Origin of the sequence: Massilia sp. YIM B02763, from assembly GCF_030412015.1 — a bacterium.
In the GTDB taxonomy this organism is placed as follows: Bacteria; Pseudomonadota; Gammaproteobacteria; order Burkholderiales; family Burkholderiaceae_D; genus Telluria.
The window spans coordinates 51,349-69,393 of record NZ_JASNRD010000011.1; the positions used below are offsets into that span (position 1 = coordinate 51,349).

General features: G+C 64.0%; 17 protein-coding genes and 1 tRNA gene. All 18 read left to right on the top strand.

Features of this window, described 5'->3' with window-relative positions:
* Positions 1-248: 248 nt before the first annotated feature.
* The 18 genes from QPK32_RS15265 (at position 249) to nuoN (ending at position 18,044) form a co-directional block, all read left to right on the top strand.
* On the top strand, positions 249-1,235 hold the full coding sequence (locus tag QPK32_RS15265; RefSeq protein ID WP_290413644.1) for an NAD(P)H-quinone oxidoreductase: 987 nt from the start codon (positions 249-251) through the stop codon (positions 1,233-1,235).
* A 101-nt stretch (positions 1,236-1,336) separates the two neighbouring features.
* On the top strand, positions 1,337-2,083 hold the full coding sequence (tpiA, locus tag QPK32_RS15270; protein WP_290413645.1) for a triose-phosphate isomerase: 747 nt from the start codon (positions 1,337-1,339) through the stop codon (positions 2,081-2,083).
* A 215-nt stretch (positions 2,084-2,298) separates the two neighbouring features.
* Complete coding sequence (gene secG, locus QPK32_RS15275) at positions 2,299-2,715, top strand: preprotein translocase subunit SecG (RefSeq protein WP_290413646.1); 417 nt, start codon at positions 2,299-2,301, stop codon at positions 2,713-2,715.
* Positions 2,716-2,943: 228 nt separating this feature from the next.
* Positions 2,944-3,028 (top strand) — tRNA-Leu (locus QPK32_RS15280).
* 313 nt (positions 3,029-3,341) lie between these two features.
* A complete protein-coding gene (locus QPK32_RS15285; protein ID WP_290413647.1) occupies positions 3,342-3,701 on the top strand; it encodes an NADH-quinone oxidoreductase subunit A in 360 nt (119 codons plus the stop codon).
* Positions 3,702-3,711: 10 nt separating this feature from the next.
* Positions 3,712-4,188 (top strand): NADH-quinone oxidoreductase subunit B family protein, encoded by a 477-nt coding sequence (locus QPK32_RS15290; RefSeq protein ID WP_135190173.1) that lies wholly within the window; start codon positions 3,712-3,714, stop codon positions 4,186-4,188.
* An 18-nt stretch (positions 4,189-4,206) separates the two neighbouring features.
* Positions 4,207-4,800, top strand: a complete 594-nt coding sequence (locus QPK32_RS15295; RefSeq protein WP_290413648.1) for an NADH-quinone oxidoreductase subunit C — start codon at positions 4,207-4,209, stop codon at positions 4,798-4,800.
* Positions 4,800-6,053 carry an NADH-quinone oxidoreductase subunit D gene (locus QPK32_RS15300; protein ID WP_290413649.1) on the top strand — a complete coding sequence of 418 codons (1,254 nt, stop codon included), beginning with the start codon at positions 4,800-4,802 and terminating at the stop codon, positions 6,051-6,053. Before QPK32_RS15295 ends, QPK32_RS15300 begins: the two co-directional genes overlap by 1 nt.
* Positions 6,054-6,082: 29 nt before the next feature.
* On the top strand, positions 6,083-6,559 hold the full coding sequence (nuoE, locus tag QPK32_RS15305) for an NADH-quinone oxidoreductase subunit NuoE (protein WP_290413650.1): 477 nt from the start codon (positions 6,083-6,085) through the stop codon (positions 6,557-6,559).
* Positions 6,556-7,851 carry an NADH-quinone oxidoreductase subunit NuoF gene (gene nuoF / locus QPK32_RS15310; protein WP_290413651.1) on the top strand — a complete coding sequence of 432 codons (1,296 nt, stop codon included), beginning with the start codon at positions 6,556-6,558 and terminating at the stop codon, positions 7,849-7,851. The genes nuoE and nuoF overlap by 4 nt, the downstream gene beginning before the upstream one ends.
* Before the next feature lie 20 nt (positions 7,852-7,871).
* Positions 7,872-10,202, top strand: coding sequence for an NADH-quinone oxidoreductase subunit NuoG (nuoG, locus tag QPK32_RS15315; RefSeq protein WP_290413652.1), 2,331 nt, complete (start codon positions 7,872-7,874; stop codon positions 10,200-10,202).
* A 19-nt stretch (positions 10,203-10,221) separates the two neighbouring features.
* A complete protein-coding gene (nuoH, locus tag QPK32_RS15320) occupies positions 10,222-11,307 on the top strand; it encodes an NADH-quinone oxidoreductase subunit NuoH (protein WP_290413653.1) in 1,086 nt (361 codons plus the stop codon).
* Between the two features lie 13 nt (positions 11,308-11,320).
* Positions 11,321-11,809 carry an NADH-quinone oxidoreductase subunit NuoI gene (nuoI, locus tag QPK32_RS15325; RefSeq protein WP_290413654.1) on the top strand — a complete coding sequence of 163 codons (489 nt, stop codon included), beginning with the start codon at positions 11,321-11,323 and terminating at the stop codon, positions 11,807-11,809.
* 25 nt (positions 11,810-11,834) lie between these two features.
* Positions 11,835-12,509 (top strand): NADH-quinone oxidoreductase subunit J, encoded by a 675-nt coding sequence (locus QPK32_RS15330; protein WP_290413655.1) that lies wholly within the window; start codon positions 11,835-11,837, stop codon positions 12,507-12,509.
* Positions 12,506-12,814, top strand: coding sequence for an NADH-quinone oxidoreductase subunit NuoK (gene nuoK, locus QPK32_RS15335; RefSeq protein WP_170203380.1), 309 nt, complete (start codon positions 12,506-12,508; stop codon positions 12,812-12,814). The genes QPK32_RS15330 and nuoK overlap by 4 nt, the downstream gene beginning before the upstream one ends.
* A gap of 46 nt (positions 12,815-12,860) precedes the next feature.
* The gene (gene nuoL / locus QPK32_RS15340; RefSeq protein ID WP_290413656.1) at positions 12,861-14,984 is read left to right on the top strand and encodes an NADH-quinone oxidoreductase subunit L; all 2,124 of its coding nucleotides are present in this window, start codon (positions 12,861-12,863) and stop codon (positions 14,982-14,984) included.
* 15 nt (positions 14,985-14,999) lie between these two features.
* Positions 15,000-16,502 (top strand): NADH-quinone oxidoreductase subunit M, encoded by a 1,503-nt coding sequence (locus QPK32_RS15345; protein WP_290413657.1) that lies wholly within the window; start codon positions 15,000-15,002, stop codon positions 16,500-16,502.
* A gap of 24 nt (positions 16,503-16,526) precedes the next feature.
* Positions 16,527-18,044, top strand: a complete 1,518-nt coding sequence (nuoN, locus tag QPK32_RS15350; RefSeq protein ID WP_290413658.1) for an NADH-quinone oxidoreductase subunit NuoN — start codon at positions 16,527-16,529, stop codon at positions 18,042-18,044.
* Position 18,045 lies beyond the last annotated feature (1 nt).

The following is an 18,045-nucleotide window of genomic DNA, read 5'->3' on the forward strand; positions in this document are numbered from 1 at the left end:
CCGTGCCCGGCGCCGGATGCGCCATGCATGAGGCATGGACCTGTCGAGTCAATCTAGGCGGGCTCTGCAGTATCAACAAGGAGAGGATAAGCTGGAAGTTTGTGGCAGCGCAGCCGAATGCGTGATGGGCATGCAAATGAGCATGGAATTGCGCGTTGTTAGCGATAACAGCAATGTCCGGCCTGATGCGCGCTTGGGACGTCGCCGTTCACTCGCGTACAATTGCTCTTTATTTAACTAGGTGAATTATGCGTGCTATCGAAATTACGCAGTACGGCGGCCCGGAAGTGCTCCAGCCGTGCGAGCGGCCGCTGCCCCAGCTGAAGGCCGGGGAAATCCTGATCAAGGTCCACGCCGCCGGCATCAACCGGCCCGACGTGTTCCAGCGCCTGGGCCAGTATCCCGTGCCGCCTGGCGCCTCCGACCTGCCGGGCCTGGAAGTGGCCGGCGAGATCGTCGACGGCGACCTGTCTGGCAGCGATTTCAAGAAGGGCGACCTGGTCTGCGCCCTCGTGCAGGGCGGCGGCTATGCCGAGTACTGCGCGGCGCCGCTGGCGCAATGCCTGCCCGTCCCCCCGGGCCTGAGCATGGTGGAAGCGGCGGCGCTGCCGGAAACCTTCTTCACCGTGTGGAGCAATGTGTTCCAGCGCGGCGGCCTGAAGGAAGGCGAGACGCTGCTGGTGCAGGGCGGCAGCTCGGGCATCGGTACCACGGCGATCCAGGTCGCCAAGGCGCTGGGGCACCGCGTGTTCGGCACCGCCGGCAGCGACGACAAGTGCCGCGCCTGCGAGGAGCTGGGCGCCGAACGCGCCATCAACTACAAGACCGAGGATTTCACGGCCGTCGTCAAGGAACTTACGGAAGGCAAGGGTGTCGATGTGGTGCTGGACATGGTCGGCGGCGACTACGTGGCCCGCGAGATCAATTGCCTGGCCGACGACGGCCGCATCGTCATCATCGCCTTGCTGGGCGGCGCCAAGGCCAACGTCGACCTGGGCCAGGTGCTGCGCCGGCGCCTGACGGTCACCGGCTCGACGCTGCGCCCGCGCCCCGTCGCGTTCAAGGCGCAGATCGCGCGCGAGCTGCGCGAGACGGTCTGGCCGCTGCTCGCGGCCGGCACCATCAAGCCCGTGATCCACGAGGTATTCCCGCTCGAGCAGGCCGCCGCGGCGCACGCGATGATGGAAAGCAGCGCCCACGTGGGCAAGATCGTGCTCGACGTCGCGTCCAGCTGAGGGGGCGACATGGGCATGAAGACAAGGGTTGGCGGCGGTCATTGTTTGACCGTATTGTCGACGGGAGCTAGAATTGCAGGTTATTTGACGATGGGGGTCTGATGCGCACGAAACTCATCGTAGGCAATTGGAAGATGAATGGCAGCCGTACGGTGAATGCCGGGCTGCTCGAAGGCATCGTGGCCGGCCTGGACGGTGCGCGCGCCGAAGCGGCGGTCTGCGTGCCGGCGCCGTACCTGCAGCAATGCCAGGATGTATTGACCGGCACGCCGGTCGCGTGGGGCGCGCAGGACGTGTCCGTGCACGCCTGCGGCGCCTACACGGGCGAGATCTGCGCCAGCATGCTGGCCGAGTTCGCCTGCCGCTACGTGATCGTGGGCCATTCCGAGCGCCGCGCCTACCACCGCGAAAGCAGCGAGCTGGTGGCGCAGAAGGCGAGGGCGGTACTGGCCGACGGCATGACGCCGATCGTCTGCGTCGGCGAGACGCTGGCGCAGCGCGACGCGGGCGAGACGGTGGCGGTGGTCGGCGGCCAGCTGGGCGCGGTGCTGGAACTGCTGGAGCCGGCGCAGGTGGCGCAGCTGGTCGTGGCCTACGAGCCCGTCTGGGCGATCGGCACCGGCAAGAACGCGACGCCGGCCATGGCCCAGGAAGTGCATGCGGCACTGCGCGAGCAGCTGCGCGCACGCAACCAGGACGCGGCGCCGACCGTGCGCATCCTGTACGGCGGCAGCATGAAGCCGGAGAATGCGCGGGAACTGCTGGCCCAGCCGGACATCGATGGCGGCTTGATCGGCGGGGCGGCGTTGAAGGCGAAGGATTTCCTCGCCATCATCCACGCGGCGTAAGTAGATAGTCCGTCGCCCCTGCGCAGGCAGGGGCCCAATTTCGCAAGCGCTGCCGTACCGCGCGCAACATTGGGCCCCTGCCTGCGCAGGAGCGACGTGCAGTAGCAACAGGCCGTAGGATGGGCATCATGTGCCCACCGTGCGACGGCAGTAGTGCAGCAGTCCCGAAGCGAAGCATTAGCAACGTAGTAGTCAACCTTGAATGGAATATTGAAATGAACGTGTTGTTCAATCTGATCGTCGTCGTACAGGTCCTGTCCGCCCTGGCCATCATCGGCCTGGTGCTCGTCCAGCACGGCAAGGGTGCCGACATGGGCGCCGCCTTCGGTTCCGGCGCGTCCGGCAGCCTGTTCGGCGCCAGCGGTTCGTCGAACTTCCTGTCGAAGTCGACCGCCGTCGCCGCCGCGATCTTCTTCGCTTCGACGCTGGCCCTGGCCTACTTCGGCACCAACCGCCCGCACGCGGCCCCGAGCGGCGGCGTGATGGACCGCGTGACCCTGCCGGCCGCGCCGAAGGCGCCGAGCGCCGGCGACGCCGTCCCGGCCACCGCGCCGGCCGCCGCTCCGGCAGTCCCGGCCGCGCCGTCGACCCAGGACGTGCCGGCCGCCCCGGCGCCGGCTCCGGCCAAGTAAGCAGGCCTGGTCCTACGTCCCGTCGCGGCGGGACGCCCGTGCGCGCCCGCACGGCTACGGGTAGTGTAGATGGCGGTCCCTCCCGCCCTGGCGCAAGCCGCGGTCGCTCGATCCGCTCGACTGTGAATACAGTTTTTAAAAAATTGAGAAAAAGAGTATTTTTCCTTGTAATAGGTCAATTTGGGCATTGAAAAATGCTGCTAGTACAGGGTAAAATGTTGGTCTCCAGCCGACGTGGTGAAATTGGTAGACACGCTATCTTGAGGGGGTAGTGGCGCAAGCTGTGCGAGTTCGAGTCTCGCCGTCGGCACCAAGATACAGAAAGCCAGCTAGGGCGCATGAGCTACGCTCCTTGCCTTAGCTGGCTTTTTTACGAGGATCTGTCGGAGGCCTTGAAAGACCGTCGCGAGCGATGGCGCTTCAGGCCCGAGAAGCCCTGCGGTATGAAACCGTTTTCTTCCGGACATATCGCGAGCCTCGAAGGTCGGAATCGATAGAGCGAGCAACGTTATTCGTGGTCTCCAGTCGTACGATTCTGGTGGAAGGCTCGAAGCCAGGATTGCGCGATGCGGTGCTGCAAACCATTGCAGTGTTTTATCAACCGATCGTTCCACTAAGGCTTCATCGTGAACCTCGAGAACTATTTCCCCGTTTTGCTCTTCATTGTGATCGGCACCGTCGTCGGCGTCGCTTCGCAAGTCCTGGGCCGTGTCGTCGGTCCCCACCGTCCCGACGCTGCCAAACTCTCCCCGTATGAATGCGGCTTCGAAGCGTTCGAAGATGCGCGCATGAAGTTCGACGTCCGGTATTACCTGGTCGCGATCCTGTTTATTTTGTTTGACTTGGAAACGGCATTCTTCTTCCCCTGGGGCGTCTCGATGCGCGAACTGGGCCTGCCGGGGTTCGTCACGATGATGGTGTTCATCGTCGAATTCGTCGTGGGTTTCTGGTACATCTGGAAGAAAGGTGCCCTTGATTGGGAGTGAGGAATAAGCCATGGCAATTGAAGGCGTATTAAACGAAGGTTTTGTCACCACCACGGCTGACAAACTGATCAACTGGGCGCGCACCGGCTCGATGTGGCCGATGACGTTCGGCCTGGCTTGCTGCGCGGTCGAGATGATGCATGCGGGCGCCGCCCGTTATGACCTCGACCGCTTCGGCGTCGTGTTCCGCCCGTCGCCGCGCCAGTCGGACGTGATGATCGTGGCCGGTACCCTGTGCAACAAGATGGCGCCGGCGCTGCGCAAGGTCTACGACCAGATGGCCGAGCCGCGCTGGGTGATCTCGATGGGTTCCTGCGCCAACGGCGGCGGCTACTACCACTACTCGTATTCGGTGGTGCGCGGCTGCGACCGCATCGTCCCGGTCGACGTGTACGTCCCGGGCTGCCCGCCGACCGCGGAGGCGCTGTTGTACGGCATCATCCAACTGCAGAACAAGATCAAGCGCACCAATACGATCGCGCGTTAATCCAAGCTGGTTCCTACAATGACGACAAAACTCGAAGCCCTCCAACTCGCCCTGCGCAACGTGCTGGGCGAGGGCGCCGCCATTACCGCGGCGCTGGGCGAAGTAACGGTAGTGGTGAAGGCCGCTGACTACCTGGCCTCCATGAAGAAACTGCGCGACGATCCGTCGCTGCGCTTCCAGGAACTGGTCGACCTGTGCGGCGTCGACTATTCCTCCTATGGCGAAGGCACCTGGGACGGCCTGCGGTTCGCGGTCGTGTCGCACCTGCTCTCGATCGAACACAACTGGCGCGTGCGCGTGCGCGTGTTCGCCCCGGACGACGACATGCCGCTGGTCGATTCGATCACCGGTATCTGGCGCAACGCCAACTGGTTCGAGCGCGAGGCGTTCGACCTGTTCGGCATCCTGTTCGAAGGCCACGGCGACCTGCGCCGCATCCTGACCGACTACGGCTTCATCGGCCATCCGTTCCGCAAGGACTTCCCGATCTCGGGCTACGTCGAGATGCGCTACGACCCCGAGCAGAAGCGCGTGATCTACCAACCGGTGACGATCGAACCGCGTGAAAACATTCCGCGCGTGATCCGCGAAGAAACCTACGGGATGAAATAATGGCTGAGCTTAAGAACTACACCCTGAACTTTGGTCCGCAGCACCCGGCAGCGCACGGCGTGCTGCGTCTCGTGCTGGAACTGGACGGCGAAGTCATCCAGCGCGCCGACCCGCACATCGGCCTGCTGCACCGCGGCACCGAGAAGCTGGCCGAGACCCGCACCTACCTGCAGTCCGTGCCCTACATGGACCGCCTCGACTACGTGTCGATGATGTGCAACGAGCACGGCTACGTGATGGCCATCGAGCGCCTGCTGGGCATCGAGGTGCCGATCCGCGCGCAGTACATCCGCACGATGTTCGACGAGATCACCCGCATCCTGAACCACCTGATGTGGCTGGGCGCGCACGCGCTGGACATCGGCGCCATGGGCCCGTTCCTGTACGCCTTCCGCGACCGCGAAGACCTGTTCGACGTGTACGAGGCCGTGTCGGGCGCGCGCATGCACGCGGCCTACTACCGCCCGGGCGGCGTGTACCGCGACCTGCCGGACGTCATGCCGCAGCACAAGCCGTCGCTGATGCGCAGCCAGCGCGCCGTCGACGAGCTGAACGAAACCCGCCAGGGTTCCGTGCTCGACTTCATCGAGTCCTTCACCAAGCGCTTCGACGGCTACGTCGACGAGTACGAGACCCTGCTGACCGACAACCGGATCTGGAAACAGCGTACCGTCGGCATCGGCGTGGTGACGCCGGAAGACGCGATGGGCATGGGCTTCTCTGGCCCGATGCTGCGCGGTTCGGGCATCGCCTTCGACCTGCGCAAGCACCAGCCGTACGCCGCCTACGACAAGGTGGAGTTCGACATCCCGGTCGGCACCAACGGCGACTCCTACGACCGTTACCTGGTCCGCGTGGAAGAGCTGCGCCAGGCCAACCGCATCGTCAAGCAGTGCGTCGCCTGGCTGAAGGCCAACCCGGGCCCGGTCATGACCAGCAACCACAAGGTCGCCCCGCCGTCGCGCGTGGACATGAAGACCAATATGGAATCGCTGATCCACCACTTCAAACTGTTCACCGAAGGCTTCCACGTCCCGCCGGGCGAGGCGTACGCCGCGGTCGAGCACCCGAAGGGCGAGTTCGGCATCTACATCGTGTCCGACGGCGCCAACAAGCCGTATCGCCTGAAGATCCGCACCCCGGACTATGTCCACCTGCAGAGCCTGGATGAAATGGCGCGCGGCCACATGATCGCCGACGCCGTCACCATCATCGGCACCCAGGACATCGTGTTCGGTTCGATCGACCGCTAAGGCCGACAGTCTGAGAGGTAGAAAAGATTATGTTATCTGAGCAGTGCTATAAAAAAATCGACCGCGAGTTGGCCAAGTACCCGGCCGACCAGCGCCAGTCCGCCGTGATGGCCTCGCTGGCCCACGCGCAAGTCGAACAGGGATGGCTGTCGCCCGAGACGATGCAGGAAATCGCCGACTACATCGGCATGCCCGCCATCGCCGTGCAGGAAGTGGCCACCTTCTACAACATGTACAACCTGAAGCCGGTCGGCAAGCACAAGATCACCGTGTGCACCAACCTGCCGTGCGCCCTGTCGGGCGGCGAGCGCGCCGGCCAGTACCTGAAGGACAAGCTGGGCATCGGCTACAAGGACACCTCGCACGACGGCCAGTTCACCCTGGTCGAGGGCGAGTGCATGGGCGCCTGCGGCGACGCACCGGTCATGCTGGTGAACAACCACCGCATGTGCTCGTTCATGAGCGATGCCAAGATCGACGCCCTGCTGGAGGAGCTGAACAAATGACCAGCCTGCACGACCGTCACATCAAGCCGCTGATCCTGAAGGACCTGACCGGCGACAACTGGCACCTGGCCGACTACGTCAAGCGTGGCGGCTATTCGGCGCTGCGCCGCATCCTGGAAGAGGGCATCACGCCCGAGCAGATCATCGCCGACCTGAAGACCTCGGGCCTGCGCGGCCGCGGCGGCGCCGGTTTCCCGACCGGCCTGAAGTGGAGCTTCATGCCGCGCCAGTTTCCGGGCCAGAAATACCTCGTCTGCAACACCGACGAAGGCGAGCCGGGCACGTTCAAGGACCGCGACATCATCCGCTACAACCCGCACGCGCTGATCGAAGGCATGGCCATCGGCGCCTACGCGATGGGCATCACCGTGGGCTACAACTACATCCACGGCGAGATCTTCCAGGAATACCTGCGCTTCGAAGAAGCGCTGGAAGAGGCGCGCGCCGCCGGCTTCCTGGGCGATAACATCCTGGGTTCGCAGTTCAGCTTCCAGCTGCACGCGCACCACGGCTACGGCGCCTACATCTGCGGCGAGGAAACCGCGCTGCTGGAATCGCTGGAAGGCAAGAAGGGCCAGCCGCGCTTCAAGCCGCCGTTCCCGGCCTCCTTCGGCCTGTACGGCAAGCCGACCACGATCAACAACACGGAAACCTTCGCGGCCGTGCCGTTCATCCTGAACCTGGGCGCCGCCGAGTACATGGCGCTGGGCAAGCCGAACAACGGCGGCACCAAGATCTTCTCGATCTCGGGCGACGTCGAGCGTCCGGGCAACTACGAGGTCCCGCTGGGCACCCCGTTCGCCACGCTGATGGAACTGGCCGGCGGCATGCGCGGCGGCAAGAAGATCAAGGCCGTCATCCCGGGCGGTTCGTCGGCACCGGTGGTGCGCGGCGACGTCATGATGCAGACCGACCTGGACTACGACTCGATCGCCAAGGCCGGTTCGATGCTGGGCTCGGGCGCCGTGATCGTCATGGACGAGACCCGCTGCATGGTCAAGTCGCTGCTGCGCCTGTCCTATTTCTACTACGAGGAATCGTGCGGCCAGTGCACGCCGTGCCGCGAAGGCACCGGCTGGATGTACCGCATGGTGCACCGTATCGAGAACGGCCAGGGTCGTCCGGAAGACATGGACCTGCTGAACAACATCGCCGACAACATCAAGGGCCGCACCATCTGCGCGCTCGGCGATGCGGCCGCGATGCCGGTGCAGGCAATGATCAAGAACTTCCGCGAAGAGTTTGAATATCACATCGAGCACAAGCACTGCTTGGTGCCGACTTACCTCTAACCAGGTCAGGCAAAGATCAAATGGTTGAAATCGAATTAGACGGCAAGAAAGTCGAAGTCCCGCCAGGTTCCATGGTGATGGACGCCGCAAACAAACTGGGAACCTACATCCCGCACTTCTGCTACCACAAGAAGCTGTCGATTGCGGCCAACTGCCGCATGTGCCTCGTGGAAGTCGAGAAGGCACCGAAGCCGCTGCCGGCCTGCGCCACCCCGGTCTCGCCGGGCATGATCGTGCGCACCCACAGCGACAAGGCCGTGCACGCGCAGAAGTCGGTGATGGAGTTCCTGCTGATTAACCACCCGCTGGATTGCCCGATCTGCGACCAGGGCGGCGAATGCCAGCTGCAGGACCTGGCCGTCGGCTACGGCAAGGGCGAATCGCGCTACGCGGAAGAAAAACGCGTCGTCGTGCCGAAGGAAGCGGGCCCGCTGATCTCGATGGAAGAGATGGCGCGCTGCATCCAGTGCACCCGCTGCGTGCGCTTCGGCCAGGAAGTGGCCGGCGTGATGGAGTTCGGCATGGTCGGCCGCGGCGAGCACTCGGAGATCACCACCTTCGTGGGCAAGTCCGTGGACTCGGAAGTGTCGGGCAACATGATCGACCTGTGCCCGGTCGGCGCGCTGACGAGCAAGCCGTTCCGCTACTCGGCACGTCCGTGGGAACTGCAGCGCCGCCGTTCGGTGTCGCCGCACGACTCGCTGGGTTCGAACCTGATCGTGCAGGTCAAGGGCGGCAAGGTCATGCGCGTGCTGCCGCTGGAAAACGAGCACATCAACGAGTGCTGGCTGTCGGACAAGGACCGCTTCTCGTACGAGGCGCTGGACAATGCCTCGCGCCTGGTCAACCCGATGATCAAGCAGGACAACAAGTGGGTCGAGACCGACTGGCAGACGGCGCTGGAATACGTCGCCCACGGCCTGCGCAACATCCGCCACGAGCACGGCGCCGACAGCATTGCAGCCATCGGCACCGCCCACTCGACCGTGGAAGAACTGTACCTGCTGCAGAAGACGATGCGCGGCTTCGGCATCGAGAACGTCGACTTCCGCCTGCGCCAGACCGACTTCGCGCTGGACGGCAGCGTCGTCCCGTCGCTGGGCATGCCGATCGCCGAGCTGTCGACGCTGTCGCGCGTGCTGGTCGTCGGCTCCTTCCTGCGCAAGGACCACCCGCTGGCCGCGCTGCGCCTGCGCGCCGCCGTCAAGTCGGGCGCCAAGCTGTCGATCGTCCACGGCTCGGCCGACGATAACCTGATCCCGACCGCGAACCGCCTGATCGCCGCACCGAGCGACTGGCTGGCCGCCTTGAGCGAGATCGCCGTCGCCGTCGCGGCCGCCAAGGGCGTCGCCGCACCGGCCGGCTTCGAGGGCATCGAGGCGGGCGACGTGGCCAAGGCCATCGCCGCCACCCTGGTGGTCGAGAACGCGGCCGACATGCCGGGCGCCGTCCTGCTGGGCAATGCCGCCGCGAACCACCCGCAAGCGTCGCAACTCCACGCGCTGGCGCAGTGGATCGCCGAGCAGACCGGCGCCAAGTTCGGCTACTTCGTCGAAGCGGCGAATACCGTCGGCGGCTACCTGGTGAACGCCACCTCGAAGAACGCGGCGAACCTGTTCGCCCAGCCGAAGAAGGCCTACGTGCTGCTGAACGCCGAGCCGGAACTGGACGCCGCCAACCCGGCCCAGGCCGTCAAGGCCCTCATGGGCGCCGAAATGGTCGTCGCCATGTCCGCGTTCAAGCACGGCATGGACTATGCCGACGTGCTGCTGCCGATCTCGCCGTTCAGCGAGACCGCCGGCACCTTCGTCAACTGCGAAGGCCGCGCACAGAGCTTCAACGGCACCGTCAAGCCGCTGGGCGAGACCCGTCCGGCCTGGAAAGTGCTGCGCGTGCTGGGTAACCTGCTGGGCCTGTCGGGCTTCGACTACGAGAACTCGGAAGCCATCCGCGACGAAGCGCTGGGCAAGGGCAATACCGACCTGTCCGCCAAGCTGAACAACGTGGCCAAGCTGGCCCCGACGGCAGCGCGCTACGGCAATGGCGAGCAACTCGAGCGCCTGGCCGACGTGCCGATCTACTTCGCCGACGCCATCGCGCGCCGCTCCGAGCCGCTGCTGCGCACGGCCGACGCGCAGGCGCCGCTCGCCACCATCTCGGCGCAGCTGGCCGAGCAACTGGGCGTGCAGGCGGGCGACCAGGTCGCCGTGTCGCAAGGGCAGGGCAGCGTGGTCCTGACGGCCAACGTCGACCGCCACCTGCCGGCCAACGTCGTGCGCGTGGCCGCCAGCCACGAAGCGACGGCCGTCCTGGGCGACATGTTCGGTCCGATCAACGTAGCCAAAGCATAAAGCGGGGAGATCAACAAAAATGGCTATGCCTGAACTTATCAATAACCTCAACAGCGGCGGCGCGAGCCTGCTGGGCCCGACCGTCTGGCCGGTCGCCTGGACGCTGCTGAAAATCGTCTGCGTCCTGCTGCCCCTGATGGGCCTCGTGGCCTACCTGGTGCTGTGGGAGCGCAAGCTGATCGGCTGGATCCACATCCGCGTGGGTCCGAACCGCGTGGGCCCGCTGGGCCTGCTGCAGCCGATCGCCGACGCGCTGAAACTGCTGCTGAAGGAAATCGTGGTGCCCGCCAAGGCTACCCCGAGCCTGTTCGTCATCGGCCCCCTGATGACCATCATGCCGGCGCTGGCCGCCTGGTCGGTGATTCCGTTCGGCCCGGAAGTCGCGCTGGCGAACGTCAACGCCGGCCTGCTGCTGCTGCTGGCGATCACCTCGATGGAGGTGTACGGCATCATCATCGCCGGCTGGTCCGCCAACTCGAAATACTCGTTCATGGGCGCCATGCGCGCCTCGGCGCAGATGATCTCGTACGAGATCCCGATGGGCTTCGTGATGGTCGTGGTGTTGCTGGTCTCCGGCAGCCTGAACTTCTCCGACATCGTGGCCGGCCAGCAGCGCGGCATGTTCGCCGAGCACGGCGTGAACATCCTGTCGTGGAACTGGCTGCCGCTGCTGCCGCTGTTCGTCATCTACATCACCTCCGGCCTGGCCGAGTGCAACCGCCACCCGTTCGACGTGGTGGAAGGCGAATCGGAAATCGTGGCCGGCCACATGGTCGAGTATTCGGGCATGTCCTACGCCATGTTCATGCTGGCCGAGTACGCCAACATGATCCTGGTCGGCGTGCTGGCATCGATCATGTTCCTGGGCGGCTGGTCGGCACCGTTCGGCTTCCTGGACATCGGCGGCGGTTTCGGCGGCTTCTTCTGGCTGTTCCTGAAAACCTTCTTCATCGTTTCGCTGTTCGTGTGGGTGCGCGGCAGCTGGCCTCGTTACCGCTACGACCAGATCATGCGCCTCGGCTGGAAAGTGTTCATTCCGCTGACCCTGATCTGGCTGGTGCTCGTCGCAGGCTGGATGCAGACGCCGTGGAACATCTGGAAGTAAGGAAGCACATCAAATGACACGAGTAAAAGAGATCCTCGGCAGCCTGATGCTGACCGAGCTGTTGAAGGGACTGGCCCTGACCGGCAAGTACGCGCTGTCGCGCAAGATCACGGTCCAGTACCCGGAAGAGAAGACCCCCATCTCGCCGCGCTTCCGCGGCCTGCATGCGCTGCGCCGCTACCCCAACGGGGAAGAGCGCTGCATCGCCTGCAAGCTGTGCGAAGCCGTGTGCCCGGCCATGGCCATCACGATCGAGTCGGCGCAGCGCGACGACGGCACCCGCCGTACGACGCGCTACGACATCGACCTGACCAAGTGCATCTTCTGCGGCTTCTGCGAAGAATCGTGCCCGGTCGACTCGATCGTCGAGACCCAGGTGCTCGAATACCACGGCGAGAAACGCGGCGACCTGTACTACACCAAGGAAATGCTCCTGGCCGTGGGCGACCGCTACGAGAACGACATCGCAGCCGCACGCGAAGCCGATGCGAAGTACCGCTAATAACAAGAGGGCACAAGCGTAAGTCATGGATTTCACAACCGTTCTTTTCTACGTGTTCTCGGCCGTCATGGTAGTGGCCGGGTTGCGCGTCATCACCGCCAAGAACCCGGTCCACGCCGCGTTGTTCCTGGTGCTCGCGTTCTTCAACGCTGCCGGCATCTGGATGCTGCTGAAGGCCGAGTTCCTGGCCATCGTGCTGGTGCTGGTCTACGTCGGCGCCGTCATGGTGCTGTTCCTGTTCGTCGTCATGATGCTCGACATTAACGTCGACCGCCTGCGCGAAGGCATGTGGGGCTACCTGCCGCTGGCATCCATCATCGGCGCGCTGATCGTGCTGGAGATGGCCGCCGTCCTGTGGCGCGGCTTCCTGGGCACCGGCGCCGCGCCGACCGAAGCGACCGTGGGCCACATCGGCGGCACCAGGGAGCTGGGCAAGCTGATCTACACCCAGTACATCTACGGCTTCGAGATCGCCGGCCTGATCCTGCTGGTGGCCATCATCGCCGCCGTGGCCCTGACCCTGCGCAAGCGCAAGGACACCAAGGCCATCGACCCGGGCGTGGCCGTCCGCGTCAAACGCAACGACCGCCTGAAGATCGTCAAGGTCCAGGCGGTGAACCAGAAGGCGATCGACGATGCCGCGATCGCCGCAGCCGCCGCTGCCGCTGCGGCACAAGGCGACAACAAGGAGGCGCAATGACCGTATCGCTCGCTCACTACCTGATCCTGGGCGCGATCCTGTTCGCGATCTCCGTGGTCGGCATTTTCCTGAACCGGAAGAACATCATCATCCTGCTGATGGCCATCGAACTGATGCTGCTGGCGGTGAACCTGAACTTCGTGGCGTTCTCGCACTATCTGGGGGACGCGGCAGGGCAGATCTTCGTGTTCTTCATCCTGACTGTCGCGGCCGCCGAATCGGCGATCGGCCTGGCGATCCTGGTGGTCCTGTTCCGTAACCTGGACACGATCAACGTGGAAGACCTCGACAGCCTGAAGGGCTGAGCGGTTTGTTCGGTCAACCTCCTCGATAAATAAGAAAAGGTTCATTATGGCGGGGCAACTCAACCCTAATCTCTTGCTGGCGGTGCCACTGGCACCGCTCGTGGGCTCGGCGATCGCCGGCCTGCTCGGCACCAAGTTCTTCGGCAACGTCGTCGGCCGCAAGGTGTCGCATAGCGCGACCATCCTCGGCGTGTTCGTGGCGCTCGTCATCTCGGTCATGACCCTGATGGACGTGATGGGCGGCGCCACCTTCAACGGCGACGTCTATACCTGGATGACCATCGGCACCATGAAGATGGCCGTCGGCTTCCAGATCGACTCGCTGTCGGCGATGATGATGTGCGTGGTGACCTCGGTCTCCCTGATGGTGCACATCTACACGATCGGCTACATGGCCGAGGACGACGGCTACAACCGCTTCTTCTCGTACATCTCGCTGTTCACGTTCTCGATGCTGATGCTGGTCATGTCCAACAACTTCCTGCAGCTGTTCTTCGGCTGGGAAGCGGTGGGCCTGGTCTCCTACCTCCTGATCGGTTTCTGGTACACCCGCCCGACCGCGATCTTCGCGAACATGAAGGCGTTCCTGGTGAACCGCGTCGGCGACTTCGGCTTCATCCTCGGCATCGGCCTGCTGCTGGCCGCCACCGGCACGATGAACTACGGCGAGACCTTCGCGAAAGCCGGCGCATTGTCCGCGATGACCGTACCGGGCACCTCGTGGCCGCTGCTGACCGCCGCCTGCATCTGCCTGTTCATCGGCGCGATGGGCAAGTCGGCGCAGTTCCCGCTGCACGTGTGGCTGCCCGACTCGATGGAAGGCCCGACCCCGATCTCGGCACTGATCCACGCCGCGACCATGGTTACCGCCGGCATCTTCATGGTAAGCCGCATGTCGCCGCTGTTCGAGCTGTCGGACACCGCGCTGTCCTTCATCATCGTCATCGGCTCGATCACCGCGCTGTTCATGGGCTTCCTGGGCATCATCCAGAACGACATCAAGCGCGTCGTCGCGTACTCCACGCTGTCGCAGCTGGGCTACATGACCGTCGCGCTGGGCGTCTCGGCCTACAACGTGGCCGTGTTCCACCTGATGACCCACGCCTTCTTCAAGGCGCTGCTGTTCCTCGGCGCGGGCTCCGTCATCATCGGCATGCACCACGACCAGGACATGCGTAACATGGGCGGCCTGCGCAAGTACATGCCGATCACCTGGATCACCTCGCTGCTGGGCTCGCTGGCCCTGATCGGTACCCCGTTCTTCTCGGGCTTCTACTCGAAGGATTCGATCATCGAGGCGGTGCACGCATCGCACCTGTGGGGTTCGGGCTTCGCCGCGTTCTCCGTGACGGCCGGCGTGTTCATCACCGCGTTCTACTCCTTCCGCATGTACTTCCTCGTGTTCCACGGCGAAGAGCGTTTCGGCAAGGCGCATGCGCATGACGATCACGCGCATGCCCACGACGCGCACCAGCAGCACGTCGCTGCCTCGCACGATGCCCACGATCCGCACGCGCTGCACGATTCGGACGCGCACCACGAAGAGGAAGAGGACGATCTCGGCCACCACGGCCTGGCCCCGGGCCAGAAGCCGCACGAGTCGCCGCTGGTGGTCACGCTGCCGCTGATCCTGCTGGCGATCCCGTCGGTCGTCATCGGCTTCTTCGCGATCGGCCCGATGCTGTTCGGCGACTTCTTCAAGAACGTCATCTTCATCGGCGAGAACCACCCGGCGATGGAAGAACTGGCCCACGAGTTCCATGGCGCCGCCGCGATGGGCATCCATGCCTTCACGACCGCCCCGTTCTGGCTCGCACTGGCCGGCGTCGTTGCCGCCTACTACTGCTACATGATCAATCCGCGCGTGCCGGCTGCCTTCTACAAGGCGCTCAAGCCGATCCATACCCTGCTGGACAACAAGTACTACATGGACAAGTTCAATGAAGTCGTGTTCGCCGGCGGCGCACGCCTGCTGGGCAAGGGCCTGTGGCAGGTGGGCGACCGCGCGCTGATCGACGGCTTCGTGGTCAACGGCAGCGCCAAGCTGGTGGGTTGGTTCTCGACCATCGTCCGTACGTTCCAGACCGGTTACATCTACCACTATGCGTTCGTGATGATCCTGGGCGTGCTGGGTACGCTGCTGTACTTCTTCCCGTTCTGGCAGGCTTAAAAGAGAGAAAAACAAATGCAGTCCACGATTTCAACCTTTCCTCCATATTTGAGCCTGTCGGTCTGGCTGCCGATCCTGTTCGGCGTGCTGATCCTGGCCGTCGGCCGCGACAGCAAGGCGGGTTTCACCCGCGTGCTGGCGCTGGTCGGTTCGATCGTCAGCTTCTTGCCGACGATCCCGCTGTTCACGCAGTTCAGCAATAGCGCCCACGGACCGCAGTTCGTGGAAAAAGCCGCCTGGATCGAACGCTTCAACATCCAGTACTACCTCGGCATCGACGGCCTGTCGCTGTGGTTCGTGCCGCTGACCGCCTTCATCACGATCATCGTCGTGATCTCGGCCTGGGAAGTCATCACGGAGCGCGTGGCCCAGTACATGGGTTCCTTCCTGCTGCTGTCGGGCCTGATGATCGGCGTGTTCGTCGCGCTGGACGGCCTGCTGTTCTACTTCTTCTTCGAAGCCACCCTGATCCCGATGTTCATCATCATCGGCGTGTTCGGCGGACCGAACCGCGTGTACGCGGCCTTCAAGTTCTTCCTGTACACGTTCATGGGTTCGCTGCTGACGCTGGTCGCCATCATCTACCTGTACAACAAGTCGGGCGGTTCCTTCGACATCCTGGCATGGCATGCCGTCCCGCTGTCGATGACGGAGCAGGTGCTGATCTTCCTGGCCTTCCTGATGGCCTTCGGCGTCAAGGTCCCGATGTGGCCGGTGCACACCTGGCTGCCGGACGCCCACGTGGAAGCGCCGACCGGCGGTTCCGTCGTGCTGGCCGCGATCATGCTGAAGCTGGGCGGCTACGGCTTCCTGCGTTTCTCGCTGCCGATCGCGCCGGACGCCTCGCACTACCTGGCCCCGCTGATCATCGTGCTGTCGCTGATCGCCGTGATCTACGTCGGCCTGGTCGCCATGGTGCAGGCCGACATGAAGAAACTGGTCGCCTACTCGTCGATCGCCCACATGGGCTTCGTCACCCTGGGCTTCTTCATCTTCAACGAGATCGGCGTGCAGGGCGGCATCGTGCAAATGATCTCGCACGGCTTCGTGTCGGGCGCCATGTTCCTGTGCATTGGCGTGCTGTACGACCGCATGCACTCGCGCCAGATCGCCGACTATGGCGGCGTCGTGAACACCATGCCGAAGTTCGCGGCGTTCTCGGTGCTGTTCGCCATGGCCAACTGCGGCCTGCCGGCCACCTCGGGCTTCGTGGGCGAATTCATGGTCATCCTGGGCGCCGTCCAGTTCAACTTCTGGACCGGCCTGCTGGCCGCCACCGCCCTGATCCTGGGCGCGGCGTACTCGCTGTGGATGGTCAAGCGCGTCGTGTTCGGCAAGATCGGCAACAAGCACGTCGCCGAGCTGGTCGACCTGAACGGCCGCGAGTTCTTCATGCTGGGCGTGCTCGCCATCCTGACCATCTACATGGGCCTGTATCCGGCGCCGTTCACCGATTCGCTGCAAGTCTCGGTCGCGGACCTGCTGCAGCACGTGTCGGTCAGCAAGCTGCCCCAATAAGCCAAGCGGACCCTATAAGACTCTATGAATCCGATGATTGACACTACTGTTGCAACGGCGGCCTACGATTTCGGGCCGATCCGCGCAGAAATCTTCCTGGTGATCGCTTCCTGCGCCATTCTTCTGATCGACATGTTCCAGAAGAAGGACAGCAAGCGTAACCTGACCTACGTGCTGTCCCTGCTGACCCTCGTGGTCTGCGCCGGCATCACCTATGCCGACTTCAGTGCCGGCACCACCGCCTACACGTTCCACAACATGTTCGTGTCGGATCCGATGGCGAACCTGCTCAAGCTGTTCACCTACCTGGCCGTGGGCGTGACCCTCGTGTACTCGCGCCAGTACGCCGACGAGCGCGGCATGATGTCGGGGAATATGGGCGGCGAGTTCTACGTGCTCGCGCTGTTCACCGTGCTGGGCCAGATGATCATGATCTCCGGCAATAACATGCTGCCGATCTACCTGGGCCTGGAAATGATGTCGCTGTCGCTGTACGCGCTGGTGGCCATCCGCCGCGATCACGCGACCTCGACCGAAGCCTCGATGAAGTACTTCATCCTGGGTTCGCTGGCCTCGGGCTTCATGCTCTACGGTATCTCGATGATCTACGGCGCCACCGGTTCGCTGGACATCACCGCGATCTCGAACGCCATCTCCGCCGGTACCGAGAAGCACACCATCCTCGTGTTCGGCCTCGTGTTCGTCGTGGCCGGCATGGCCTTCAAGCTGGGCGCCGTGCCGTTCCACATGTGGGTGCCGGACGTGTACCAGGGTTCGCCGACCGCCGTCACGCTGCTGCTGGGCGCCGCGCCGAAGCTGGCCTCGTTCGCGATGATGATCCGCATCCTGGTCGAAGGCCTGCTGCCGCTGGCGTTCGACTGGCAGCAGATGCTGCTGGCGCTGGCCGTGCTGTCGCTGGCCCTGGGCAACCTGACCGCGATCGCGCAGACCAACCTCAAGCGCATGCTGGCCTATTCGACCATTGCGCAGCTGGGCTTCGTCCTGCTGGGCATGGCGGCCGGCGTGGTCGGCGGCAACGCGGCCAACGCCGCCACCGCCTACAGCGCGTCGATGTACTACACGATCACCTACGTGCTGACCACGCTGGGCAGCTTCGGCCTGATCATGATGCTGGCGCGCTCGGGCTTCGAAGCCGAGGAAATCGCCGACTTCAAGGGCCTGGCCAAGCGCAGCCCGTGGTACGCGATCGTCATGACCGTGCTGATGTTCTCGCTGGCCGGCGTGCCGCCGATGATGGGCTTCATGGCCAAGTGGGCGGTCCTGCAGGCGGTGGTCGCCACCGGCCAGCTGTGGCTCGCGATCGTGGCCGTGCTGTTCTCGCTGATCGGCGCGTTCTACTACCTGCGCGTCGTCAAGACCATCTGGTTCGACGACGTCGCCGATGCGAGCCCGATCTCGACCCCGATGGACATGCGCGTCGTGCTGTCGCTGAACGGTATCCTGGTCGTGGTGCTGGGCATCGTGCCGGGCGGGCTGCTGGCAGCCTGCCTGTCGGCGATGACCAAGACCCTCGGTTCGTAAG